Raw genomic sequence first — 26,317 nt, forward strand, 5'->3', positions numbered from 1 at the left:
TCGTTTCTAAACAAAAAAAAATACGCCAAAAGGAGTATTTTTTTTGAAAAATTTGATGAGAAAAGAAACTAAATTATTCCTTGCTGAAAACAATTTTTGATCAGCTGTGCGGTATTGCTGCATCCTGCTTTATCAAGGATATTACTCCGGTGTTTTTTAACTGTCAGAGGACTGATGGAAAGTTTATCACTGATGAGATCTGTACTGGCACCATCGCTTATGAGTTTGATAATATCGATCTCGCGTCTGGAGAATTCGATCTTATTTTGACCATCGTCATCCAGACTGATATTCATAAAAGAAGGCTCACCATTGAGGCCAATTAATGAAATCTTATAAGTATTACGATCACTCAGATGATCGATATGGGTATGAATATTCAGGGATTTTCCATAGCCTCCATTTTCATCCATCGTCAGCATCAGAGCCTGATGATTGAACAATCCGAATTTCCCATTTTTCAATTTGGATCTAAAACAATAACTTATTTTATAAGTCAGAAGTTTTTCCCGATTGATTGTATCAGAAAAAAATTTAGTTAAAAAAGCTTCCGCACGTACAACAAAATCAACATCATCCGGATGCATCGCTTTTAACACGTCGTCAAATGTTGCCTTTCTATCTTCGAAATCATGAATATCATAAATAGAATCACTCACATTGGAAATTGACATATCAAAAAAATCAATAATGTAATAATAAAAAGGACCACTGTTCATAATTGAATTAGTCAACTCATCAAACTTAATCCTGTTATTAGCTGAAAACTTCTTAGGCTTGGCAACCGACCACACTTCATGAAGATTTTCTAAATTTTTTAGAGTTTCTTTCATAATTTTAGTTTAAAGTAAATATAATATAAATTACATTATAATTCAAAATAATTAATTTTATCCACTTAATAATCTTTTTTATTCCTAAAAACAACACAATATGATAACATAAAACACTTATTATAACTTAAACGATAATTTAATATTTGATAATTATTATGACTTAAACTATAAAAAGTAAAGCCCCGCTTTGAAAAACAAAACGAGACTTTACGGGTAAAAACAAGGTTTCTTTATAAGGCCGGACCGGTGGCGCCTTTGAGGTCTTCTTCTAATTTCTTTCTTTCACGGGCTCTGCGTCTGGCGATGACTGACTTCCCGTTAAGAATTCTGATGACTTTTAAATATTCTGTACGTTTTCCGAAATGATGGGTAATTACATACAGCATTACTCCGAAACTGGCAACGATAATATAGCCAAATATCTTTTTGTTGGCGGAGATGATGGCGTTGAGCTGAATGGTTTTCATATTGGTGGCAACCGTTTGTGGCGTGATGGTCATTCCGTCCATATAGACTGCCAAATCTCCTAAACTGACGATTTGAAACTGATACTGAAACCACGAAAACAGGGCTGAGAAAAATCCTACCGCGAGGAAGGTTCGCCATACCAAAACCAATCCGATGGCCGCCAGCATTTCGTTGAGTTCCAATTTGTCTAACGTGTAATACCAAACCGAGATAAAGAGCGAACACATTCCGTAGCCTTTAAGGAACATCGGTAAGTACCAGCTTTCATAATTAAATTCCAATACCATTGAAAAGTACATTATAATCGCATAAGCCGTCATTGATGCGAAGCCTGAAAAGATGAACATTTTGAGCGGTCTTTCTTTTTTAAACCAAAATACTGCGATGACTCCGGCTAAAAATAATCCGGGAGTCATCATCACATTCAGTTTGGCATTCGTCAGTTGGTCGTAGCCCAAAACTCCGACAGAATAGATGTTTTGAAGCGATGTTGTTCCCAAAAACATTCCCAGCCACAGGAGCATAAACAGTCCGTTCAGCACATTGCTTTTGGTGAAAATATGAAATGAAATATACGGTCTCTTCAAAGTTAACTGACGGATGGCCAACAAAGCGAAACTCACAAATGCGGCAATGCTGGCGTTAATGATATTTTTTGAATTGAGCCAATCCTGCTGTTTTCCAAACGAAAATACGTATGCCGAAAACATAAACGTTGAGACAAACAAAATGATACTGAGCCAATCGATGTAGTGCAACGGAACTTTTAAGGCAAAATATCTGTCGTGCATCAAAATCCAACATAACAATGCCAAGACAAAACATAAAACAGCCGCCAAAATAAAGAACTGCTGGAAGTTGTACAGTATTGAAACTTCTACCGCATAATACGCTGAGACCTGATTTAATATCAAAACAAATGTGTAGAAAACGCCGTAAAAAATCCCACGTCCGCCCAGCATTGCCATTAACGGAAGGAATAATTCGATGGTAATCATCATTTTTAAAAATCCGATAACCAAAGAGGTCATCACAATAACCATCGGTTCGAAAGTGGTCGAGTTAACATAACTTAACAATCCTAAAAGCACCAATAACATCACCAATTTATCACGGACTTTGAACCGCATTTTCATTCTTAAAACCACAGGCATACACGCTCCCATCCCAATGGTGGTGGCATAGTTTGCCCACAGAAAATATTCCTGCATCACGCCGGTTCCGCCCACCATAAAACTGATGTTTCCGGTGTAAACGCCTCCCAAAGGCATTACCACGATAAGCAGTAAAACCATCATTAGAAGCTGTACGGGTTTCGGAACCCAATCGTTGAAAAGACCTTTGTTGTACATAATTTTAGGTTTGTAAGAGCCAAGGTGTTGGAAGTCCTTAATAATTAAATCATTGATTACTAAAACTTTCTCTTTAAAAACAAAATCGTTTTACTTCGACCGCACTACTTTTTACTTGATTCTTTTTACTTTTTACTTGCTACGCTCACATTCATATTCATCCCCGCGCTCAGTTTCGCCACATCTTCTTTTTTGTTGGCGTCTGTAAACTCGATTCTTACGGGAATTCTCTGCTGTACTTTGATGAAGTTACCTGTTGAGTTGTCTGTAGGTACACTTGAATATCTTGAACCTGTTGCTGCAGAAACTGCGGTTACGACACCTTCAAACTGTTTTCCGCCTAATGCATCGGCAGTCATCATTAGTTTTTCACCGATTTTAATATTTGGCATCTGGCTTTCAAGAAAATTGGCAGTCACCCATTTTTGATTGTTTAAAACGATAGTGGCAACTTGCTGTCCGGGTTGAATTAACTGTCCTTCAGAAATCGTTCTTCTTCCCATCACACCGTCGTAAGGCGCAGTGATAACAGTATAAGAAAGATTGATTTTGGCCATATCCAATGCAGCTTTTGTTCTTTTAATTTCCGCATCATTGATTCCTAATTTACTTTTCACTTCGGTTGTCGAAAGGTTGGCCGACTGTTTCTGATTGACCAACGTTTCATAGGCTGCCTTTTGCGCATCATACTCTGTTTTAGCCTGGTCAAATTGCTGTCTCGTCACCGCTTCTGCCGCCAAAAGGTTTTTGTATCGGCCTAAATTCTGTTCGGCGTTCCACAATCTTGCTTTTGCACCAGCGATGTTGGATTCCATCACGCTGACGTTGTTGGAAACGGTATTGATTGAAGAACCTGTAGCCGAACGTTGAGCCAATGCGTTTTGATATGCCGCTTCCGCCTGCCCGAGTTGCGTGATGATTTCACGGTCATCCAAAATGGCCAATGTATCGCCTTTTTTCACCTGCTGATGTTCGATGAATTTTATTTCTTTAATATAAGCCGAAACTCTGGTGTTGATTGGATTGATAAATTCTTCCACCTGGGCCGCTTCCGTGTAGGTTTTGTCGCCGATGTGAAAGTACTGACGAATCAGCCAAAACAATCCGAAACCTATTACTGCAAAAACGATAACGTTTGAAATGATGGCTCTGATTTTATTTTTCCTGTTTTGTTTTTTCTTGGCTTCAGCACTTGAAACCACAGGTTTTACCGGCCCTTGTGGTTGTGTATTTTGAGTATTTTGTTCCTTGTTTTCCATTGTTTTTGTTTTATATCTTTTTTGAACACGACGTTCAGAGAGGTTTTTCTTATTAAATGTTTTGAGTTCGCAATGCCGTTTTTAACGCAAAGATTTTATCTTGAAACTGTTGATTTCTAAGTATGCAAAGGCAAATAACTTTGCTTCGCGAAGCTTACGTACAAGCTTAATAAAATCAACTTGTTGATTTTATGTTTATTTATTTTTTTCTATTACTGCTTTTAGTCATTTAAAAATTGTTCAAAATTATTTCCCCAGCCCTAAAGGGTGTAATTTTGACCAATTTTTAAGAGAATTTTTCCTCCCTTTAGGGTTGGGGCAAAGAAAAAATTCTTTTGAAAATTTACACGCCAAATCAAAGTGTCCCAGTAGATTTCAATAAGTTATAATATTGATACAGTACATTGATTTCCGCATTCGCAAAGTCTAGTTCTGACTGAAGTTTCTGGTTTTGCGCATCAATCATTTCCGCCTGCACCGCCAACTGATTGAGGTATTTTGCTTCAGTGATTTTATAGTTTTCTTCCGCCAGTCTTTTCGCATCATTTAAAATATCGGCCTGCTGAATCGCTTCCTGATATTTGACGTAAGAAGCGTTTACATTCATATCAATATTCTGTTGGGTAAAAGTCAAAGCGTCATTAGCCTGTATTTTCTGGAATTCGCCCAGCTTTACTTTTTCTTTGGTTTTATACAGATTATCGATGTTGTAGCTTAAAGAAATTCCACCCTGCCAACCGCTCGCATACATATCCAATACAGGATTTCTATTGGTAATCGGCCTTTGCAGACTGTACCCACCAAAACCGGAAAGCGTGGGCATTCTGTCGGTTTTGATAATTTCAATATTTTTGTCGGCAACGCCGATGTTGGTTTGCGCAGATTTCAATTGTGGATTACTGTCGTGAGCAAGATTTAAATAATAATCCATTCCAATTCCCGATTCTTTATTTTCTAAATTTTCGACCGGAATAATTTCGGTATCGGCAGGCAATCCTAAACCGATATTTAAATTGTAATTAAGGATTTTTCTGTTGTTGGCTAAAGTCAGAATGCTTTGGTCAAGATTTTTAATCGCCAGTTCCCCACGGATGACTTCATTTCTCGTTACCATTCCCTGTTTGTAAAAATCGTTGATGTTCTTCAAACGTTGCTGAGCCAGTTTTTTATTATTATCAAAAACCGATTGTTGATTGATTATTTTATAAACATCCAGATAATTAGATATCACTAAAAATTTCACATCCTGCTGATTCTTTTCTAAATCCAGTTCAGAAAGCTGTTCACGAAGGCCTGCCAGTTCAATTGATTTATTGACCAATCCGCCTTTGAAAATCAGTTGAGTAGCCTGCACACCATACGTACTTCCGTAATGAGGCATCGGAATCGAGGTTGAGTTAGAGAAATCTTTGTCGATTGCCACTACGTTTCCTAAATAGAATTGAGTTGTTGAAGCTGTGATTGAAGGAAGTTTCCGAAGTTTTGTAATATCGGTCTGCTGTTTGGCAATATTGATATTCTGCGCAGAAACTTTTAACTGATAGTGATTCTGAAGCGCCAGTTCGGCAACTTCATTCGCTGTCATCTGTTTTATTTCTTGTGAAAAAAACAGCGTAGGAAAAATAGCTATCACGAGTGATAGTGCTGTTTTAATGTTCTTTGTCATTTTACCTTGTTTTACGAAGCAAAGTTACGACGGATGCAATCTCAAACAAATGTTTGAGATTTGGAAAAAGATGTTCAAATGTAGGATTTTAACCTTCGAACTGATTTCGGTATTGGGAAGGGCTGACCTCGAGATGTTTCTTAAAAAAGTGAGAAAACGAATACTGGTCGCTGAAACCAAGTATTGTCGAAATCTCTGAAACAGGCTTTTTAGAAGAGTTTAATAAAACCTTTGCCTCATTGATTACAATTAAAGCAATAATCTGACTCGCCGACTTTCCGGTAATGGCTTTTACCACCGACGAAAGATGTCTGGTTGTAATCGACTGACGTTCGGCATAGAATTCCACCGTTCTGTCATTATGATGATGAGAAGCCAAATCATTGAGAAAAACGAAAACAATTTCCTCCTGTCTCGACATCTGATTCATTGAGTTGCTGTCCTCGTTGGATATAATCCCAGCCATTTGGTAACAGAAAACCGAGAAAAGGTGCTCCACCATTTCCTTTTTATAAGTCATCTCTGTCTGAGAATCGAGAATATATTTTAAAAAATTGACACTTTTCCAAACTACATCCATATCATCCTGATGAAAAGGAACGCCCACATTCATCTGCTGACGGAAATATCGGTACGTTATTAAACGGTTGAATTTCAATGACAAAGCTGAAATAAATTCTCTCTTATAAGAAACCATTCTCGATTGGAAATCGTCACTTACGGAAATGAGTTCGTAAACAGTCTGCGGGTCGGTCACCATAAACATATTGGCAGACAGCTCGAGATCGCTGAAATGCTGTCGCAGTTTAATAGAACCGCTTCTGATAAAGATAAAAGCAGGATTATCGGGACGGAAAGGTTTGTCGGCGGAGATTCTTTCAAAGATATTGTGTTGCGTAAAAATCTCGACCCCGAATTTTTCTAAAGCAGACATTGGGCAAATTTAACGATTTCTAATTTTGAACAGAAGTTAGAGATTAGATTTTAGAAATTAGAGATTAATTGATTCTATAATGAGGAAAACTAAACAAAAAACCTCAGAGAAAACTCCCTGAGGTTTTGGACATTCATAGCCCCGATAGTAGCGGCATCCTTTTTTGTCTTTCGTGAAATGTTCTACTAATGACAAAACGCTGAAGACAAAAAAGATATAGCGAATAGCGGGATTAAGCTCCTAAAAATTTATTTTGTTACGACGTAAACTTCCTCGTATGGCTGAATCAGCACCCAACCGTTGCCGGAAAATTTCATTTGGAATTCTTCGCCACTTCCTCTGCCGATGAGGCTTTTGAGGGAAACGTTGGTTTTGAGTTCTGGTGTCAGATTTCCGGACCACGCAACTGTTGCATTTGGGTCTGTGAAAACTGGATTTTCTGGTGTTACCAAAAGTGTCAATGGATGCCCGTGGGTTGTGATGGCGATGTGACCGGTTCCCGTAAGTTTTACTTGGAAAAGTCCGCCTGCCATTACACCTGCGATGCTTTTCAGCATTTTGATGTCGCTTTTGATGCTTTGGTCGTGCGCCAAAACGTCGTTTCCGTTGACTGAAATGGATTCGTTATTAAGGTGTAGGATTCTTACCTTTTTGCCGTTGTCTGCAACGTACAATCTGCCGGTTCCTTCGGCTTTCATCAGTTTTGTGCCTTCGCCCGAAATTGCTTTTTTGAGAAGGTTGCCCAGTCCGCCGGAAAGCATTCCTTGTCTTTCGAAATTGACGTTCCCAACGTAGCCCACCATACTTCCGGCCTTTGTCCAGACTGCCTGATTGTTCAGATTGATTTCGAGAAGTTCTGGTTTCTCCAGCTCGAAATAGTCTTTTTCCTGTGAATTTTCTTTGGTCTCGTTGACGAAAGCTTCGATTGAAAATTTGCTCATACTTTATTTTTTTTGGTCTTACCAAACTAAGGATTTTTTTGATAGGATTAATATTAAATAAAGAAAAACCCAACAAAATTGTCAGGTTTTAAATATAATAGGTAAAAATTTGGTCTCTAAAATTGTCCGCCTCCGAGTGCTCTGTAGAATTCGGTAACGGCCTGCAATTGTTGCAATTTGTCATTCACGCCGGAAAGTCTGGCTTGCAGTAAGGATTGCTCGGATGTCAACACATTCACGTAATTGGTATTGGATGAGTAGGTTAACAATTCCTTGTTGTATTCCAGTGCTTTTTCCAAAGACTGGATTTGAAGTTGTCTTGTGCTTTCTTTTTCTTTCGCTTTTTGGTAAGACAGTAATGAGTTTGAAACTTCGGAACCTGCTGTCAATAATGTCTTTTCAAATGTATAGTAGGCCTGCATTTTTCGCGCTTCCATTATTCTGACCTGTGCTTTTCTGGTTCCCATTTGGAAGATATTCTGCGTTACCGTTCCTCCGAGTGTGTAAAACAAAGAATTGGTGAAAAAACTTTCCAAAGTTCTGGACGATAAGCCCAAAGTTCCCGTGATGCTGATGGTAGGATAAACCTGCGCCATTGCCATATTTTTGTTTTCGAAAGCTTGTCGGAAGGTCAATTCTGCAGCCTGAACATCGGGACGGTTTTTCAGTAGTGATGCAGGAACTCCGGTTTTCAAATCGGTGTAAACGACTTGGGAATCAATGGAATTTCTCTCGATGGATTGCGGATTGTCATTCATCAAAATAGTCAAGGCATTTTCTGTCTGTTGGATTTGCAGTTCCAAATCCGGAACCGTCAACTGTGCTGAATAAAGATTGGCCTTGCTCTGCTCCACATCTGCGCCGGTCAAATAAGCGGCGTGCATCAAAAGCTCGACAGTTTCCACATCTTTTTTACGGAGTTCGATGGTTTGCTTGGTGATTTCCAATTGTTTATCCAAAGAAATCAATTGATAGTACAAACTGGCGGCCTGCGCAACCATTTGCGTCTGAACAGCACGTTTCGCCGCATCGGTCTGAAGAAATCCTGCGTAAGCTGAGTTTTTCAGCGCTTTGATTCTTCCCCAAACATCTATTTCCCAACCTGTGGAAATCCCCAATCTGTAAACCAACAAATCGGGCATTACAAAATTGCCACCTTGTGCTGCGCCACTATTTTTAGTTTCCGTGATAGAAGCAACACCATCTACACTTGGAAGATTTTGAAGTTTGGATTGTTTGAAAACCGCGCTGGCTTCCTGAATCCTAGTAACGGCTATTTTTAAATCCAGATTGTTCTGAATAGTCTTATTGATAATCCCTTGAAGTTTTTCATCGGTGAAAATCTGCTTCCAACCTACATTTGCAACAGACGTGCTGTCACTATTGGTTTTTTGTCGGAAGAGATTGTCCTTTCGGCTTTGCTCTACCTCGGGAGTTTTATAAGTATCTGTGACTTTACACGAGTAAAAGAAACCAGCGACACCTGCTAATATGATTAGATTTTTTAAATTCATCTGTTAGATTTAATTTTAAAGAGGTCATATGCAACGCTATGCGTTTCATTGTTCTCAACTTTTGGTTATTCGCTTAGTTCGCCTTCGTATTTATCAGACACTTTTTTGCTGCTCACTTTTTCCTGCAAATACATAAACACTGCAAACAAAATCGGAATAAAAAACACTCCGAATATAGTTCCGAAAAGCATTCCTCCAATCGCTCCAATTCCGATGGATTGGTTACCGACAGCTCCAGCTCCAGTTGAAATCGCCAATGGAATCAAACCGAAAATGAACGCGAATGAGGTCATCAAAATCGGACGAAGTCTTTGCTTAGCACCACTGATTGCCGCGTGTGCGATCGTGTAGCCTTTTTTCCTTGCATCGAGGGCAAACTCTACAATTAGAATCGCATTCTTTGCCAAGAGTCCGATTAGCATAATTAATGAAATCTGCGTGTAAATATTATTAGAACCACCAATCCAGCTACTGAACATCATTACACCAGCCAAACCAACCGGCAATGACAACATTACTGCAAATGGTAAGATATAACTCTCATATTGCGCTGCCAAAAGGAAATAAACGAATACACAACACAAGATGAAAATGTAAACCGTCTGTCCACCAGCTGTAACTTCTTCTCTCGTCAATCCGGAAAACTCGTAGCCATAACCTTGAGGTAAAGTTTCTTTTGCCACTTTTTCCACTGTAGTAATCGCATCTCCGGAAGAGAAACCGGGGTTTGGTGTTCCGTTGATTGAGATTGCAGTAAATAGATTGAAACGTCCAATAGCTTGCGGACCATAAACTCTTCTTGCCGTGATGAATCTGCTTAAAGGCGCCATATCGCCATTTGAATTTCTTACCTGAACCATATTGAAACTTTCCAGATTTTCTCTGTCTTCAAAAGGTGCCTGATAAATTACACGGTATTGTTTCCCGAAAAGATTGACATTCGACGCGTAAACACCACCGTAATAACCTTGCATTGTACTCAAAATATCATTGACAGAGAATCCTGCAGCTTTGGTCGCGGCAATATCAATATCAATCATATATTGCGGATAGTTCGGATTGAATGATGTAAACGTCCTTTGAATATCAGGTTGCTGATTCATCTTATCAATAAAATCATTGGTCACTTTCGTCAAGTCAGCAATACTTCCACCTTTCTGATCTTGGATCTGCATTTCGAAACCTGCGGCATTACCAAAACCTTGCAGAGTTGGTCTTCCGAAGAAAGTCATCTTCGCATCCTTGATTCCGGCAGTTTCCTTGTACATCCTCGCAACGAAGGATTGAAGGTCGGTGCCTTTATCGGTTCTGTCTTTCCAGTCTTTCAGTTTTACGATGAGCATTCCGTTATTCGAGCCACTTCCACTGATCATTCCCCGACCGGAAACTTTGAAAATATGCAGAACTTCCGGTTGTTTTTTAACGATGTCTTCCACTTTTTGCATCACTGCTTTCGTTCGGTTTTCATTGGAACCGATAGGAAGCGAGATATCCATAAAAATCCCACCCATATCTTCACTTGGAACGAAGGATTTCGGTGTGGTATTCATTAGCCAAACGAAGATTCCTGCAAAAACAGCTAATCCTGCAAATGCCATCCATTTTTTTCTTAATAAAAATAAAATTCCACGCGTATATTTCTTTACCATTGCATCAAAAATGATGTTGAAATTGGTAAAAAATCGTTGAAGGAAATTCTTTTTCTGCTCTTCGTGAGAATGAGGTTTTAGGAAAATCGCACATAACGCGGGACTTAAAGTCAAGGCATTAACGGCTGATAATATAATTGAAATTGCTAATGTTAAACCAAACTGCTTGTAGAAAACTCCAGCTGATCCTGAAATAAAACTTACCGGAATGAAAACTGCTGCCATTACCAATGTAATACTGATAATCGCCCCACTGATCTCATCCATCGCCGTCACGGATGCTCGAAGCGGAGATTTTTCGCCTTGTTCCAGCTTACTGTGAACGGCTTCTACAACCACGATCGCATCATCGACTACAATTCCCACTGCTAAGATCAATGCGAAAAGCGTTAATAAATTAATCGTAAATCCAAAAATACTCAGAAAGAAGAACGTTCCAACAATTGCCACCGGAACCGAAATTGCCGGAATCAACGTTGAACGCCAATCCTGTAAGAAAAGGAAAACCACGATAAATACGAGAATAAATGCTTCAAACAACGTATGAATTACTTTCTCAATAGATGCATCTAAAAAGTCATTTGCATTTACCAAAGCTTCATATCGCACTCCTTTCGGGAAAGACTCCTGAGCTTTATCAAGAACTGCAATCGATTGATTAATAACATCCTGAGCATTAGATCCAGCAGTCTGCGCAACCGCCATACCAATAGATGGATGACCGTCTGTAAAACTGCTTCCTGTATAATCCTGCGCACCAAGCTCTACTCTAGCAACGTCTTTAAGTTTTAAAGTCTGTCCGTTTTCTGTTGCTTTGATAACGATATTGTCGAATTCAGGAATTTCTGTCAATCTCCCTTTATATTTTAAAGTATATCTGAAACTCTGGTCGCTCTCGTCGCCCAAACTTCCTGGTGCTGCTTCAATATTCTGCTCTGCTAAGATTGTACTGATGTCGGACGGAACCATTCCGTAAGATGCCATTTTGTTTGGATCAAGCCAAATTCTTATCGAATAATCCTTAGACCCGAAAACCGTCACATCTCCAACTCCAGTCACCCTTTTGATCTGCGGAACGATGTTGATGTTAGTATAATTTTGCAGAAAAGTCATATCATACGCAGGATTCTCACTGTAGAGCGAGAAAATCAATACGTTTGAACTTTGTCTTTTCGTTACCGTAACTCCGGCTTGCGTTACCTCTCTTGGCAACAATGAATTCGCTCTGGAAACCCTGTTTTGAACGTTAACCGCCGCAATATCAGGATTCACTCCCTGCTTGAAATAGACAGTTACCGATCCAGAACCATCATTGGTTGCAGAAGAGGTCATATAAGTCATTCCTTCCACCCCATTGATCTGCTCCTCCAGGGGAACGATTACACTTTTGAGGATCACGTCGGCATTTGCACCTTGATAACTTGTGTTCACCACGACCGTTGGCGGCGCAATATCGGGATATTGAGAAACCGGCAAAGTCACAATTCCCAAAACACCGAGAATCACGATGATAATGGAAATTACGGTGGATAATACCGGACGTTCTATAAATTTTTTAAACATATAATTAGACTAAGAGAGGAAAGATGATAGAAAAAAGACTTTAATATTATTGTTAAATCTTAATTCGTTTTACTTTCATATTGATATATTGATAGGACTAATACTATTTTTTGCTGATCGCATTTTGCAAAGTGGTTTCTTTCGGAACAACAATAGTCTCGTCTTTCAGGAGACCCACACCTTCAACCACAACTTTATCACCTTGCTTCAATCCGGAAGTTACTGCGTAAGTCAATCCATCCGGAAGATCTTCCACTTTGATTTCTGTCGATTTCACTTTATTTTCAGCGCCAATCAGGTAAACAAAAACTTTCCCTTGTAGCTCGTAAGTGGCAGATTGTGGGATGGTAATTACATTTTCTAAATTGTTCGGAAGCTGAACTGTTGCGCTGTAACCACTTCTGATAAGGCCTTTTGGATTCGGGAACGTTGCACGCATTGAGAATGAACCGGTGTTTGGATCAACCAATCCACTGATAGATTCGATTTTTCCTTTTTCATCATATTTGCTTCCGTCGGAAAGAACCAAATCCACCAAAGGCGAATTTTTCAATTTTTCTTTGATTGTGGCACCTTCTGCGTGTTTGAAGAATTCCAATTGTTGTTTTTCATTAATTGAAAAATAAGCGAATATTTTTGAAACATTGGAAACGGTTGTCAATGGTTGAGTTGTAGCTGTGCTGATGTAACTTCCTGCTTTGTAAGGCAATGTTCCAACAACGCCACTTACCGGACTATAAAGCTTGGTATAACCTTGATTTACCTGAGCATTTGTCAATTGCGCCTGCGTTTCTGCCAAAGAAGCTTTTGCGGATTTCAATGCTAATTCTGCTGCTTGAAGCTCGTATGCTGAGATGATCTTTTTATCAACCAAAGGTTTGGTTTTTGTGACCTGCATTTGGGCAGTTGCAACGGCAGCTCTCGCACTGTTTACCGTTGCCTGAGATGCTAAAACTGATTGTTCGTACTGAGGATTTCTGATGAGGAAAAGCAGTTGTCCTTTGCTGACCTGGCTGCCTTCATCGATGTAGATTTTTTCTACAAAACCATCGATTTTCGGGCGGATTTCTACATTTTCAATTCCTTCCAATCGGGCAGGATATTGTGTCAAATTTTCAGCGGGACCACTTTTTGCAACGATATATTGATATGGTTGAGGCGGTAATTCTTTTTTCTCGTCTTTGTTTTCTGACTTGGAACAAGATGTCAAAAGACCTACAACAACAAAAAAGCTAAGCGCGATATTCCTCATAAATACTAATTTTTTAGATGTGTTTTCAAACAAACGTTCAAATTTATTGATTAAATATAAAATACACATTATGTATCCAATAATAATATCTATCAAATATAATCAAGAAAAACTATTATTGCTGACATCCAATAAGTTAAAAAATAATTTTAATGAATATTTAACACAATGTTATCAAACAAATGTTTGAACTAATTTGCGATATTGATTTATTCAAAGAGTTCAATATTTATACTGATGTCCAAAATCCATTTCATTATTGTTTCATTAAATTGAGAAATTGGCAGGAACAAAAGTATGTTCTATGTATCACAAAGAGCTTACCTAAATTACGGAATCAATTACCAATTTTACTTATGAGTACCACCAATTATAAATTGAAAAATTAGATGAATTGGTGAAGTGGAAATTTATTTTGATATTTGATACTTCTAAGGATTTATGGAAACTTTGAAGCAGTAGGAAAAGTAAATTTTTGTAACTCAACTAAACTGAAAATCTATGATTGGAATGACTAAGGAAAACAAATATTTACCAATCTTTTACACGCTCAACTCCTTCTACCTTTCCTTCCTCTATTTCAGATTATTCTGGATTTCCGATGGCGAAGAAACGCCGGAATTACTGATTTACAAGTATATGCTGTACTCCGTATTTTTGGTTTATCCGCTTTTTATTTTTTCGGTTTTAATTTTCTCCAAAAGTTTCAAAGGCGGAATGTTTCTAAAATTCCTGATTTTCGGGCTGGTTTCTTTAGGCGCGATTGCCTACTTCTACACTTTCGATTTATTCCAGCAAGAAGAATTGACATGTGGCTATCTTTTGATGCTCATACAATGTCTTATCCAGTCACAAACTATAAATGATGAGGAAATGGTTGCCAGAGTTGCTGGCGTTTACGCGGGAAAACTGTTGTTGTGGTTCTTAATCCTACTTTTGTCAATGCTATACCTCATCCACTCCGATAAAGATATTTTGATGAATATGCTGTTTGGCGGAATATATTATCTGTGCGTCGGAATATTCGACTATTGGGTCAACCGTTCGACTTTTTTGACCCAGAAATAATTAGAAAAAAAAATATTATTTCCTAACAATCGGCAAAATCTCATTTTTATTAAGACCAAATCTTTTGATTTCAGCTTCAGAGAATTTTTGAGAATAGAAATTAACATAAGCTTCGAAACCAACACTTCTTAACCGATCAAAATAGTCCATTCCATACCAACGAACGTGATCGTACTGTCCGAAATGTTTTTGACGTTCTTTTGGGTCTGTAATCGTAAAATCTTCGTAAGTTTTTTCGAGCGAATTCTTCATCGGAACCTGAACAATTCCCCATCCATTGGGTTTCATCACGCGGTAAAGTTCGGACATCGCTTTTCTATCATCAACAATGTGTTCCAAAACGTGGTTGCAGATGATGACGTCGTAAGTATTATCTTCAAAAGGTAAATCCAAAATATCTGCTTTCACATCCACAATCGGTGAGAAAAGATCGGCTGAAGTGTAATCGAGATTTTTCATCTTTTTGAATTTCCTCAAAAATTCCTGTTCTGGAGCGATGTGAAGAACTTTCAGATTAGCTGTGAAAAAGTCAGTTTCGTTTTGAAGATACAGCCACATCTGGCGGTGTCTCTCCAAAGACAAAGTTCCAGGCGAAAGTGCATTCGAGCGTTGTTTTCCGTAGCCGTAAGGTAAAAATTTACGATAAGATTTCCCATCAATCGGGTCGGTGAAATTATCGCCTTTGAAAAATAAAACAATCAACGGACGTAAAAAAATGCTCAGATTAATAAGCATTGGTCTTGGAATCTTATTCAGTAGAAATTTGGTAAACTTTTTCAATTTATAGTTTTATGGAAGCGACGAAGTCGCGAAATGTTGGTAGAAAATTAGAATGACGTTTATTAAAAAAAGGTGCGAAGCACCGAGATGTCGGTTTATCACATCAATTCATTAAAAATATATTCTTCATTAAATTCGACTTCAAATTTATTCAAAAATTCCAGATATTCATCTTTAAATGATTTTTTCTGATGATGAATTTCCTGATTATTAATATAATTTATAACGTTCGAAATTTGAGACTTTCCATAAGAAAATACACCGTAACCCTTTTGCCATTCGAATCTTGAAGCAGAAAACCGACTTTCATTAATCCATTTTGACGAATTACTTTTAATCTGATTTACTAATTCGGAAATAGATTGGTTTGGCCTTAGTCCAATCAGAATATGAATATGATCCGGCATTCCATTAATGCACAAAAGTTTATGATTATTATTTTGTACGATTCCGGTAATATATCTGTATAGCTCTTCCTTCCAATGTGTTTTGATTATTGAGTCTCTGAATTTAACAGCGAAAATTAGTTGAATGTGTATTTGTGAGTAGGTTGCGTTGGAATCTGCCATAATTACAGTATTATTGATCGTATTTATTACCAACATTTCGGTGCTTTGCACCTTTTCTAAATCATAAATGTTTTGCTACTACCGATATGTTACGACTTCGTCGCTTTAAATACTTCTTTAAACTACAAATCCTACCGATATGTCACAACTTCGTCGTTAAATAGTACAAATTTAAATTAATTAAAAATCCAGCTGAAATGCTTTTTCCTCATCGGATTTGATTCCTAAAGCTTCGTAAATGTAATCGTAAGTAGAGAGCAAAACCGGTTTTCCATTGATGATACAAACATCGTGTTCGAAATGGGCAGATGTTTTGTTGTCCAAAGTCGTCACCGTCCAGCCGTCACTATGGAATTTCACTTTCTCTGTTCCAAGGTTGATCATTGGTTCGATGGCAAGGCAAATGCCGTCTTTCAGGACTTTTCCGCTTCCGGGTTTTCCGTAATTAGGAACTTGAGGATCTTCGTGCATTTTTCTGCCAACACCGTGTCCAACCAATTCGCGGACAACACCATAACCTTCTTTTTCACAATGTTTCTGAATCGCATTGGAAATATCGCCAACACGTTTTCCTCTGATACATTGCTCAATGCCTTTGTACAAAGATTCTTTTGCAACTCTCAGCAATTTTTTGTTCTCGGCAGAGACTTCTCCAACTTCAAAAGTGTAAGCGTGATCGCCAACGAATCCGTTCCAGAAAACACCACAATCCACAGACAAAACATCGCCTTCCTTCAAAATATCGGTATTTGGAAAGCCATGAACAACTTGGTCATTCGGAGAGATACAAAGTGAAGCCGGAAAGCCGCCATAACCCAAAAATGCAGGTTCAGCACCGTGGTCTTTTATGAATTCGTGTGCTAACTTGTCAAGAGACAAAGTATTGATGCCCGGTTTTATTTCCTTTGCCAACATTCCCAATGTCTGGGAAACCAATCTTGCACTTTGCTTCATCAACCGAAGCTCCTCTGTTGTTTTGAGTTGAATCATTATTATATTGTATTGATGTAAAATGTAAAATGTAAAATGTACCTTCAATTGATACATTAATACTTTTTACATTAATACGTTTTACAAAAAAGACTTACCAAAATAAGCCTTTTTTCTTTTCTTTTTTCATTTTGGAGTAAGCATGGACTTCTCCTCCAGCCACCTGGAATTCAATTCTTTCATTGATGATCTGATAGATTTCGCCCCATCCGGGGAATCCCCCAAGATTTCTGTCATCTATGAAAAGATCGGCATCTATTTTTCTGGATTGTGTTTCGTGATCGAAAACTTCGCCTTCGAAACTTGAGTTGACTGCATAAAATTCTAAACCGTTTTTTCTGCAGAATTCGATTGCTTCATCCAGTGATTTGCCGTGGCGGTAAGTCCAAAGAATCAGACGGTAACCTTCGCCCTGAAGCTTTTTCAGCGTTTCAAAAGCAAATGTCTTTGCCTTTCCAATTCCTGGATAAGCATCGTCGACAACAGTTCCGTCAAAATCGATAGCCAGTTTTTTGTTACTTTTTATCATTGTGTAGTTTTTGTAAAATAGTGAGCAAATATACAAATTATGTGGATGAAAGAAAATAGAGAAAAAATAAAAGACTCACAATCAACTTTAAATTGTAATTCATGAAAAAATGCGCTGATTCAGCGCATTATATTAACTTTTAACCCATTTGAAACTGTAAGGCAGTTCCGGCGTTTTTATTCTATCTGAAATATTCTGCAATCTGTTTGGTAATTTCATCAGATAATCTCTCGCTCTTTCCGCTTTGTCGTTCAGATTTTTCATACTGTCGATTTTCCATTCATCCAAAAGATCAGAAAGGATATTGATATAATCCTGAGCTGTGTAAACCATTGCTCTCTGCGCAGCATCGGAAAAGTGTTCCCAAAGTTCACCGGCTTTCTGTCCGGATTCTCTTAATAAATGAGCCGGCATTACGATTTTCCTTCTCATCATATCTTCGAAGGCAAGCATCATTCCGCTGGCATCCATTTCAAAAATTCTGGCAGAAAAATCTTTGTAAGCTTTGGCGTGTCTGGCTTCGTCTGCTGCAATGACGCCACACATCTGAGCCAGTTTTTTGTTTCCGGATTGCTTTGCCAAAGTCCCTACTCTTCTGTGCGAAATATTGGTTGCCGTTTCCTGAAAACTGGTGTAAACGAAATTTTTATAAGGATCTGAACTCGTTCCAATATCGAAACCGTCGCTGATCAAATGTTGTGTTGTGATTTCCATTTCGCGCATATTCACGCGTCCGCAGAGATAAAGATATTTCCCCAAAAGATCACCGTGACGGTTTTCTTCAGCGGTCCAGGCTCTGATCCATTTGGTCCAACCTGTATTTTTTTCCTGATTTACACCATCGAGGTTCATTAACCAAGATTCGTAGGTTGGCAATGCTTCCTCGGTAATGCAGTCTCCGATTAATGTTACAAAAAGGTCATAAGGCATTTCTCTGGCAAAGGTTTGCAACTCCTCAATTTCGTATTTGAAATTGTCGCTGGAACTGTCCGGAAGGAAATCCGAAGGCTGCCAAATTTTTTCGATCGGTGTCAGATATGATGCGATAAACTCATCCATATTCTTTTCCATCGATCTCATAACTTCTATTTGTAACTCTTTTTCGTGCATTAACTTTTATTATTTTCTGTCTTCAAAGATACGATAAAAACCATTTATTGGTTTTCCGTTTATTAACTTTGATACAAACAAAACCTGATCCAAAAAATTGTGATCAGGTTTTGTAAAAATATAAACTAACTATAATTATTTTTTAATCATCTTAAAAGTCTTCGTCTCACCATTTTCTAGAATTGCATTTACAAAATAAACACCTTGTGAAAGATCTGAAATATCCAATTTAGAATCCTGAAGTTTATCAGAAGTTTTAACCATCTGTCCAACAGAATTATAAACCACAACTTTTTTAATTTCTTTAATTGAATTAATATTCAAAACATCCGAAACTGGATTTGGATAAACTGATATGGTATTGTTTTTAAGATCATCAACAGCCAAAAACTGTTTTGTAAATCCAGAAACTTCAAAAACAAAATTGTAACCCGCATTCGCCTCCCAAGATTCTCCGCCGTCATAAGATGTGTAAGAATCATATCCTGTTCCCGGCTGCGAAGTCGCTTCCCAACGCTGATAATCCGTAAAAGGCTGCGGCGTAGAGATAACTTCGATGAAATATTTACCTGGTAACAATTCGACCGGCTGGTTCCATTCAAATTCCAAATCTGCTGCAACCACATCCAGCGGATAACCGCCTACTGTATGGTAGCCATAGAAATTCTCTGTCTTTGGGCCTATGTTTTCAAAAGAAAAGAGGATTTCTCCCGGCATATCATTTTGGGAAGATCTTACATTGATGGTAGCTTTTTTTACATTACCAAGTTGTAAGGTTGACATTTTAAATTTTGTAAATGTAAATTTCTTATCCTCGGGAACGATGAAGTCATCAGCCAAACTTACGCCTACCATACTTCCGCCCGTCTCGTAATTGTTTCCTGCAGTGCCTTGGCTGTATGCGGTTCCGAAATCCTGCTCTGGCTCTCCTGTATCATTACAATTTCCTGTGATAGCAAAAACGTGATCATAGTAGGAAAAACCGCCAAACCAAGGTTCTGCATTCATTTTTGTATAATCAAATCTTCCCACTTTTCGGGTTGTTTCTTTTGTAATCTCCCAAAATACCGGCGATGCATCTGCATTCTTTGCCTGAATCTGCACAAAATATTTGCCTTTGGGAAGGTTAAAGCTTTCAGGAAAAGTGACGGCAATCTTATAAGCCGCCAAATTTTCTTCCCCAGTTTCATACACCAAAGCCTGAGAAGTAGGCGTCAAATCTGTAAAAGCGTGAAGCATTTCGCCAGGCATTCCTTCAAATTCTTTCAGGATGTTAACTTTGACTGAGCTCACATTTGCAGCACCTTTTATGACATTAAATGTCAATTCTTTTGCTGTCAGTATTTTTCCGTATTCAACGTCAAAATCTGTTGCGGCACTGTATTCAAAACCACCTCCGGTTGTGATATTTTCTCCATTTGAAGTCTGGTCCGAGCCAATGCCGTAATTACAATTGCTCTGTGCAAATCCTAAAAATCCGGATAACAGAAACGCAAAAAATAAGTTTGTCTTCATATCAATCTATTAAATTTTATTTGAAGCTAAACTATTGTGAATAATCATAAAATCCTAAGAAACACCTTCCAAAATCCTCAATTTTGAAAGACAATATACTTAATTAAACAATTATAAATCAGAATATTATAATTTATTCAATTGTTTTTTGATTGAAATTTTTAGAAGCCTCGCGCAAGAAAGCAGAAGGCGAAATCCCTGTGATATTTTTGAAAACCGTAGCAAATGCACTGTGGGAAGTGAAGCCGCTTTCCTCTGCCAAATAGCTGATTTTGTAATTCAGATATTCTTTGTTATTATAAATTTTTTCGCAGATGTAGGCGATTCTCAATTCATTAATGTAACTGTTGAAATTCTTTCCTTTGTGATGATTGATGACATCGGAAAGATAACTTGTATTAGTTTTCAGAGCGACTGCGAGATTGGAAATATTGAGTTTCGGATTGGTGAATTTCCCCGACTCTTCGAATTTCGAAAGTTTAATGAGCAATTCTTTTTCAGCCAGCTCAGGAACATTAAATCTATCTGTTTTCAGTTCGTGTTTTTCCGAAGGATTTGCTTGTTTAATGACATTCTGGTCGCGTTTCAGATGGTTAATGACTTGTTCAAAAGCAGATCTTTCCTTTTTCCTTTTATATAACAGATAAAATATAAATAACAAAAACAGAACAAGAAATACAAAACTAATCAGAGCAACCCATTTTGTATTGCTGTCTGCATCGGAAATTTCCGCTTTGAAATCCTTCTGTTCCTCATTCATTGCAGAATTAATCGCTTTGAACTCCTTCTCTTTGTTGGCGTTATCCAGCTTTACATATTTCTCATTATAAAAAATGGATTTGTCATAATCCCCAATCTTTTTGTAGTTCTGAGAAAGTGCGTAATAAATATCAGATTCCAGACGGACGTTATTCAGATTTTTATTATTAATGATGTTCGTCAAAGAATCAATAGCGCGCTGATATAATCCTTTTTGAGTGTAAATCTGAGATAATGAAGTTGTTATAAAAAAATTAAGCTCTATATTCTCATCATCTTTTATGACCAATGCTTTATTGAGAAATAGCTCCGCAGAATCTATTTTATTAATGTTAATAAACGAATTACCAATATTGTATAAAGATCGTCTGTAATGATAAACCGGAATATTCTTCGCTGATTTTGCCGACAGGAATTCTTTAAGGGATTTTTTATAATAAAGATTAGCATCAACAAATTTTTTCTCGTCAAAAGTTATATTTCCCAAATCGAGGTAAGAAAGACCTTTGAACAATTTTTTTTCATCACCTTCAGGCATTTGATTGATTTGCTGAATGGCTTTGTCCAGATACTTTTTGGCATTATCATCCAGATTCAGCTGCATATATTGATGAGCCAGCGAACCGTAAATCTTGGCCGTCAGTCCGTGATTGTTGCTTTCTTCCGCGAGATCTTTTGCCTGAAATAAAAGCTGTGTGGATTTTTTAAAATCATTCTTTTTAAAATACGCAACCGCCAATTCCATTAGCGCTTTGCTTTCTTTTTCATTTGCAGTTTCTACAATATCAGTTTTATCCTGCGCAGAATTTTGCACAGAAAAAAAAATTATGAATAGGAACAGGAGCTGACGCATAGATTTAATTAAATAAAAAATTGACTCTAATCATTAACAAAATTAAGCAAATAATTACCACTTAAAACCACAAAAAAAGCCGGCCTATAAAAAACCGACTTCCTATTTTAATTTATAATTTAATTTTAATTTGCAATAACATTCCCTGTCATTTCTTCAGGAATATCTACACCCATCACTTTAAGGATCGTTGGAGCAACATCGCCCAGTTTTCCCGGCGTCAAATTCCAGGTGTGGTCTTTGTCCATCACGATGAACGGAACCAAATTCGTAGAATGCTGCGTGTTTGGAGAACCATCCGGATTGATCATCACATCTGAGTTTCCGTGGTCTGCCAAAATGAAAACTGCATATCCGTGCTCATAAGCCGTTTCTGCCACTTTCTTGATGCAGGAATCCACCACTTCCGCCGCTTTTACCGCTGCTGAAAAAACACCTGTGTGACCAACCATATCCGTATTTGCAAAGTTCAGAACAATGAAATCTGCACTTTCCTTTTCCAATTCCGGAACGATCGCGTTTGTAATATCGTAAGCGGACATTTCCGGCTTCAAATCGTAGGTTGCTACGTCTTTCGGACTTGGGCAAAGCAATCTTCTTTCCTGAACAAATTCTGCCTCGCGGCCGCCTGAGAAGAAGAACGTCACGTGTGGATACTTTTCTGTTTCGGCAATTCTGATTTGAGATTTCCCAGCAGATTCCAACACTTCACCCATTGTTTTGGCAAGAACATTCTCATCGAAAACAACTTTAACGTTGTGGAAAGATTTATCATAATTCGTCAAAGTCACATAGTACAAGTCCAGCTTTTTCATTCCATATTCCGGGAAGTCCTGCTGAGAAAGCACTTCTGTGATTTCGCGACCTCTGTCTGTACGGAAATTGAAAGAAATCACAACATCGTGGTCTTCAATTTTACCAATCGGAAAATGATTCTGAATCGCAACAATTGGCTGGATAAACTCATCCGTCACATCTTCGTTATAAGATTCTTGAATCGACTGTACAAAATCTTTAGATTCTTTTCCAACGCCGTTTACCATTAGGTCGTAAGCCAACTTTACGCGCTCCCAACGTCTATCTCTGTCCATCGCGTAGTAACGACCAATCAAAGAAGCCAGTTTTCCGGTTGTGGATTTCATATGCGCTAGAAGTTCCTCTATGAAGCCTTTTCCAGATTTCGGGTCGCAATCTCTGCCGTCTGTGAAAGCGTGAACGAAGACATTGTCATTCAGTCCAAATTCGTGCGCGGCGGTCAATAAGCCTTTCAGGTGATTGATATGGGAATGCACACCACCGTTGGAAACCAAACCGATGAAATGTACTTTTTTGTTGTTTGCTTTTGCGTATTCGAAAGCTTCTTGGATGACGTGCTCTCTTCCGAGACTTCCGGTTTCTACCGCCATATTCAATCTTACCAGGTTTTGGTAAACGACTCTACCGGCGCCGAGATTCATATGTCCAACTTCGGAATTTCCCATTTGACCAGCGGGAAGACCAACGGCCAAACCACTTGCTTCGAGGGTTGTGCTTGGAAAAGTTTGAAGGGCGTAATCTATAAAAGGCGTTTTGGCTTGTTTGAGAGCGGAAACTTCGTCATTAAGACCGATTCCCCAGCCGTCTAATATTGCAAGGATTGCTTTTTTTGACATTTTGATTTCTTATTTTGTTTATACAAATTTACGAAATGGAATGGGGAATGTGGAATTTTGATGGGTGTTTTTTTGAGATTGTAATTATTACGAGATAAGTTGCTTTACAAAAACAACGATAAATTTTATTCAACTTTTTCTAACACTTCATTTAAAGTAGAATCATTAATTGTTTTTTTAGCATATTTGAGCATTGCTTTATGCTTTTCTATATCTGCAGGATTTTTTAAATCTACAGTTCCTGATATTGTATGTGAAAAAAAAGTACCACCACCAATTTCAGTATCATTCTCATTTAAATTTAATGCTCTTAATTTAGTTGCATTATAATCCAAACGAACAATTTTTCTATTTGGACCAAAAGTAATATATCCTACATCAATTGTATCATTTGATAAAATACCATCTTTTGTTATAAACTGTGTTGTCATTTTAAGTTTTAAACTATCTAAAATAGTGAACTCTCTAAAATTTGTTCCATTTGGACTTATTTCAAGACTTCCAAATAAATAATCATTGTAATTGGATGATAATACTAAATATTTATTTTCATTAGCATTTAATATAATTGGAAATTGATTTTTGTTTGAATCACCAATCCTTTTAAAGTAGTTTTCATTATTTTCCGTTTTGACCTCCATAATGAGATTTCCATCTAAAATTATTTCTGTTTGATTCCCACTATTTTTAAAGAAAACAGGAACTTTCAAGGTATCAGAGTCATTATTAACATCGGGTACAAAGTTAGAATAGAGTATTTCGTGTTTTACATTAAAAAATTGATAATAAAAAGTTATCAAAGAAATGAACAAAGCAATTATACTAATAAAATTAGATGAACGAATTTCTTTCCATTTAATCCGCTTTACTTTTTTTAGAATTTGAGAAAAGTATTTTTTTATCATATAAAATCACCTAATACCCAAATATACAAATTACCATCTAATTAAATACTTTAGAGTAAAAGAATGAATTTATTTAATTATCAAAACATTATACAACATCAATCTATCTTAAAAAACCACAACACATTTCCTCACCACAATCTTTCCCAGAATAATAAATATCACTACCTTTAAAACCCTTATTAAAATTGACATAATGGACTTGAGAGACCAACTGAAAAACCTTTTTCCTGGGCACGATGAGCAGGATTTTGAAATGCCGGATGAAGAAAAAGAAAACTTCAAACAGAAAGAACCGCTCGTTTGCAAATTCGAGAAGAAAGGCAGAAACGGAAAACCCGTCACCATCATAGAAGGCTGGGAAGGCGACGACGAAGGCCTGAAAGAAATCTCCAAAAAAATCAAAACAAAACTCGGCATCGGTGGCTCGGAAAAAGACGGCGTCATCATCATCCAAGGCGACAACCGCGACAAAATAATGACCATCCTAAAAGAAATGGGCTACAAAACGAAACGTGTCGGAGGTTGATTTATAAATGATGAATGATAGGTGATGAATGATTTTTGCTTTGTTGGTTAAACACAGAGGCACAAAGATTTTTTTCACAATCAATCACTTTTTAAGGCACAATGAAAATCTTTGATTTTTTTATTTTTGGCAAAGCTAAACTTTGTGCCTTAAAACAAAAGACATCATTAAAAAACCTAGTGCCTTCGTGTTAATTTCCAATCTTCCAATCTTCTAAGAAAAAACCGCCCTTTTGAAACAAATCCCTGATAATCAAATCATCATAATTGGCGCTGGTTCTGCGGGACTGATGGCGTCACAAATCCTTGCTGAAAAAGGCTTCAAAGTTCAAATATTCGAGCAAAACAAAGCTTCGGGAAGGAAATTTCTGGTGGCTGGAAATGGCGGTTTCAACCTGACGCATAGTGAGGAATTAGAATCTTTTATTGGAAAATATGATGCGCCGGAAATTCGGGAGATTGTAAAGAACTTCGACAATAAAAAAGTGATGGATTGGCTTTCTGATTTGGGAATTACGACTTATGTTGGAAGTTCTGGGAAGATTTTTCCTACGAAGAATTTCAAGCCGATTCAGGTTTTGAAAGCTTGGCTGGACAGGTTGGAGCAATTGGGCGTTGTCATTCATTATGAGCATACTTTTCTTGATTTCGATGAGAATTATGTTAACATTAAAAATAAAGAGAACGAACTAAAAGTTAACTATTCAAAATTAATATTGGCGATGGGTGGCGGTTCCTGGAAAAAGACTGGTTCTGATGCGAAGTGGATTGAGATTTTAAAATCAAAAAATATTGACATTACGCCTTTGGAGTCTGCAAATTCCGGGTATGATACGGACTCTAAATTTCACCAACTGCAAGGTCAATACCTTAAAAATATCAAAGTTTCTTTCGAGGGAAATGATAAAATCGGAGAAGTGGTTTTTACAAAATATGGCATCGAAGGAAGTCCGATTTATTATCTGAATCGCTTCACGAGAAAACACGATTTACCATTAATCATCAACATCGATTTAAAACCAAATCTCTCAGAAGCAGAAATCTTCGAAGCATTAAACGGAACTGAAAAGATAAGTCAGGTTTTGAAACGGAAACTAAAACTATCGACAACGGCGCTCAATCTCTTGAAAACATTAGACAAAGATAGCTACACGGACATTGAGAATCTATCCAAAACAATCAAAAAATTTCCGATTGAGATTCTTAGCTACCGACCAATTGATGAAGTGATTTCGACTTCGGGCGGAGTTTCTTTTTCAGAATTGAATAATAAACTTGAGCTAAACAAATTCCCAAACGTTTTCTGCGCTGGCGAAATGATAGATTGGGAAGCACCAACTGGCGGTTATCTTTTGCAGGCTTGCTTCAGCACGGGATTTTTTGTGGCTGATGAGATTGCGAAGTCGTAACCACGAAGAGCACAAAGTTTTTCACAAGGCGCGCAAAATCTATCTCAAATCCTTTTGAGCTTTAATGTATTACAATCTAAAAACGACTTTGGAACAATCTGATAAAAAACTAAATTAAAGCTTTTATGACTTTTGTGGTTGCAAGTGGAGAATTTTGTTAACTTTAAAACCTTTTTAATTTCAAAAATTAGTGCATCCTTTAATCATTAATTTTTT

At 37.6% G+C, this 26,317-nt stretch carries 21 protein-coding genes; 3 read left to right on the forward strand and 18 right to left on the reverse strand.

Annotation, left to right across the window (positions count from 1 at the left end):
* Window positions 1-68: 68 nt before the first annotated feature.
* The 9 genes from LUD75_RS08830 to LUD75_RS08870 all read right to left on the reverse strand — a co-directional run bounded on the left by LUD75_RS08830 (window position 69) and on the right by LUD75_RS08870 (window position 13,434).
* Window positions 69-833: a helix-turn-helix transcriptional regulator gene (locus tag LUD75_RS08830; RefSeq protein ID WP_232705309.1), complete on the reverse strand. Its 765-nt coding sequence runs from the start codon at window positions 831-833 to the stop codon at window positions 69-71.
* 233 nt (window positions 834-1,066) lie between these two features.
* On the reverse strand, window positions 1,067-2,656 hold the full coding sequence (locus LUD75_RS08835; RefSeq protein WP_232705310.1) for an MFS transporter: 1,590 nt from the start codon (window positions 2,654-2,656) through the stop codon (window positions 1,067-1,069).
* Between the two features lie 125 nt (window positions 2,657-2,781).
* A complete protein-coding gene (locus LUD75_RS08840; protein ID WP_232705311.1) occupies window positions 2,782-3,915 on the reverse strand; it encodes an HlyD family secretion protein in 1,134 nt (377 codons plus the stop codon).
* 355 nt (window positions 3,916-4,270) lie between these two features.
* Complete coding sequence (locus LUD75_RS08845; RefSeq protein WP_232705312.1) at window positions 4,271-5,581, reverse strand: TolC family protein; 1,311 nt, start codon at window positions 5,579-5,581, stop codon at window positions 4,271-4,273.
* 88 nt (window positions 5,582-5,669) lie between these two features.
* The gene (locus tag LUD75_RS08850) at window positions 5,670-6,515 is read right to left on the reverse strand and encodes an AraC family transcriptional regulator (RefSeq protein WP_232705313.1); all 846 of its coding nucleotides are present in this window, start codon (window positions 6,513-6,515) and stop codon (window positions 5,670-5,672) included.
* A 248-nt stretch (window positions 6,516-6,763) separates the two neighbouring features.
* A complete protein-coding gene (locus LUD75_RS08855) occupies window positions 6,764-7,456 on the reverse strand; it encodes an AIM24 family protein (RefSeq protein ID WP_232705314.1) in 693 nt (230 codons plus the stop codon).
* A gap of 116 nt (window positions 7,457-7,572) precedes the next feature.
* Window positions 7,573-8,970, reverse strand: a complete 1,398-nt coding sequence (locus LUD75_RS08860; protein WP_232705315.1) for a TolC family protein — start codon at window positions 8,968-8,970, stop codon at window positions 7,573-7,575.
* Window positions 8,971-9,035: 65 nt separating this feature from the next.
* Window positions 9,036-12,182, reverse strand: a complete 3,147-nt coding sequence (locus tag LUD75_RS08865; RefSeq protein WP_232705316.1) for an efflux RND transporter permease subunit — start codon at window positions 12,180-12,182, stop codon at window positions 9,036-9,038.
* A gap of 103 nt (window positions 12,183-12,285) precedes the next feature.
* Complete coding sequence (locus tag LUD75_RS08870) at window positions 12,286-13,434, reverse strand: efflux RND transporter periplasmic adaptor subunit (protein WP_232705317.1); 1,149 nt, start codon at window positions 13,432-13,434, stop codon at window positions 12,286-12,288.
* 510 nt (window positions 13,435-13,944) lie between these two features.
* Between LUD75_RS08870 and LUD75_RS08875 the strand changes: the two genes are divergently transcribed.
* On the forward strand, window positions 13,945-14,502 hold the full coding sequence (locus tag LUD75_RS08875; protein WP_232705318.1) for a hypothetical protein: 558 nt from the start codon (window positions 13,945-13,947) through the stop codon (window positions 14,500-14,502).
* Between the two features lie 15 nt (window positions 14,503-14,517).
* Here the strand turns inward: LUD75_RS08875 and LUD75_RS08880 are convergent, their stop codons facing one another.
* The 9 genes from LUD75_RS08880 to LUD75_RS08920 all read right to left on the reverse strand — a co-directional run bounded on the left by LUD75_RS08880 (window position 14,518) and on the right by LUD75_RS08920 (window position 24,164).
* Entirely contained in the window at window positions 14,518-15,282 is a 765-nt protein-coding gene (locus LUD75_RS08880; protein ID WP_232705319.1) for a class I SAM-dependent methyltransferase, read from the reverse strand.
* Window positions 15,283-15,380: 98 nt separating this feature from the next.
* Window positions 15,381-15,887, reverse strand: a complete 507-nt coding sequence (gene tnpA, locus LUD75_RS08885; RefSeq protein ID WP_317207312.1) for an IS200/IS605 family transposase — start codon at window positions 15,885-15,887, stop codon at window positions 15,381-15,383.
* Window positions 15,888-16,031: 144 nt separating this feature from the next.
* Entirely contained in the window at window positions 16,032-16,841 is an 810-nt protein-coding gene (gene map, locus LUD75_RS08890) for a type I methionyl aminopeptidase (RefSeq protein ID WP_232705320.1), read from the reverse strand.
* 94 nt (window positions 16,842-16,935) lie between these two features.
* A complete protein-coding gene (locus LUD75_RS08895; RefSeq protein ID WP_232705639.1) occupies window positions 16,936-17,367 on the reverse strand; it encodes a hypothetical protein in 432 nt (143 codons plus the stop codon).
* A 135-nt stretch (window positions 17,368-17,502) separates the two neighbouring features.
* On the reverse strand, window positions 17,503-18,480 hold the full coding sequence (locus LUD75_RS08900; RefSeq protein WP_232705321.1) for an acyl-ACP desaturase: 978 nt from the start codon (window positions 18,478-18,480) through the stop codon (window positions 17,503-17,505).
* Between the two features lie 135 nt (window positions 18,481-18,615).
* Complete coding sequence (locus LUD75_RS08905) at window positions 18,616-19,995, reverse strand: T9SS type A sorting domain-containing protein (protein WP_232705322.1); 1,380 nt, start codon at window positions 19,993-19,995, stop codon at window positions 18,616-18,618.
* A gap of 133 nt (window positions 19,996-20,128) precedes the next feature.
* Window positions 20,129-21,568: a helix-turn-helix domain-containing protein gene (locus LUD75_RS08910; protein WP_232705323.1), complete on the reverse strand. Its 1,440-nt coding sequence runs from the start codon at window positions 21,566-21,568 to the stop codon at window positions 20,129-20,131.
* Between the two features lie 164 nt (window positions 21,569-21,732).
* A complete protein-coding gene (gene gpmI, locus LUD75_RS08915; RefSeq protein WP_232705324.1) occupies window positions 21,733-23,259 on the reverse strand; it encodes a 2,3-bisphosphoglycerate-independent phosphoglycerate mutase in 1,527 nt (508 codons plus the stop codon).
* A gap of 125 nt (window positions 23,260-23,384) precedes the next feature.
* Window positions 23,385-24,164 carry a hypothetical protein gene (locus LUD75_RS08920; RefSeq protein WP_232705325.1) on the reverse strand — a complete coding sequence of 260 codons (780 nt, stop codon included), beginning with the start codon at window positions 24,162-24,164 and terminating at the stop codon, window positions 23,385-23,387.
* Between the two features lie 196 nt (window positions 24,165-24,360).
* On the opposite strand from LUD75_RS08920, the gene LUD75_RS08925 reads away from it, so the two are divergent.
* Window positions 24,361-24,693: a translation initiation factor gene (locus LUD75_RS08925; protein WP_034975254.1), complete on the forward strand. Its 333-nt coding sequence runs from the start codon at window positions 24,361-24,363 to the stop codon at window positions 24,691-24,693.
* A 232-nt stretch (window positions 24,694-24,925) separates the two neighbouring features.
* On the forward strand, window positions 24,926-26,101 hold the full coding sequence (locus tag LUD75_RS08930; protein WP_232705326.1) for a TIGR03862 family flavoprotein: 1,176 nt from the start codon (window positions 24,926-24,928) through the stop codon (window positions 26,099-26,101).
* The last annotated feature ends 216 nt before the right edge of the window (window positions 26,102-26,317 follow it).

This window comes from Epilithonimonas sp. JDS (assembly GCF_021261315.1).
In the GTDB taxonomy this organism is placed as follows: domain Bacteria; phylum Bacteroidota; class Bacteroidia; order Flavobacteriales; family Weeksellaceae; genus Epilithonimonas.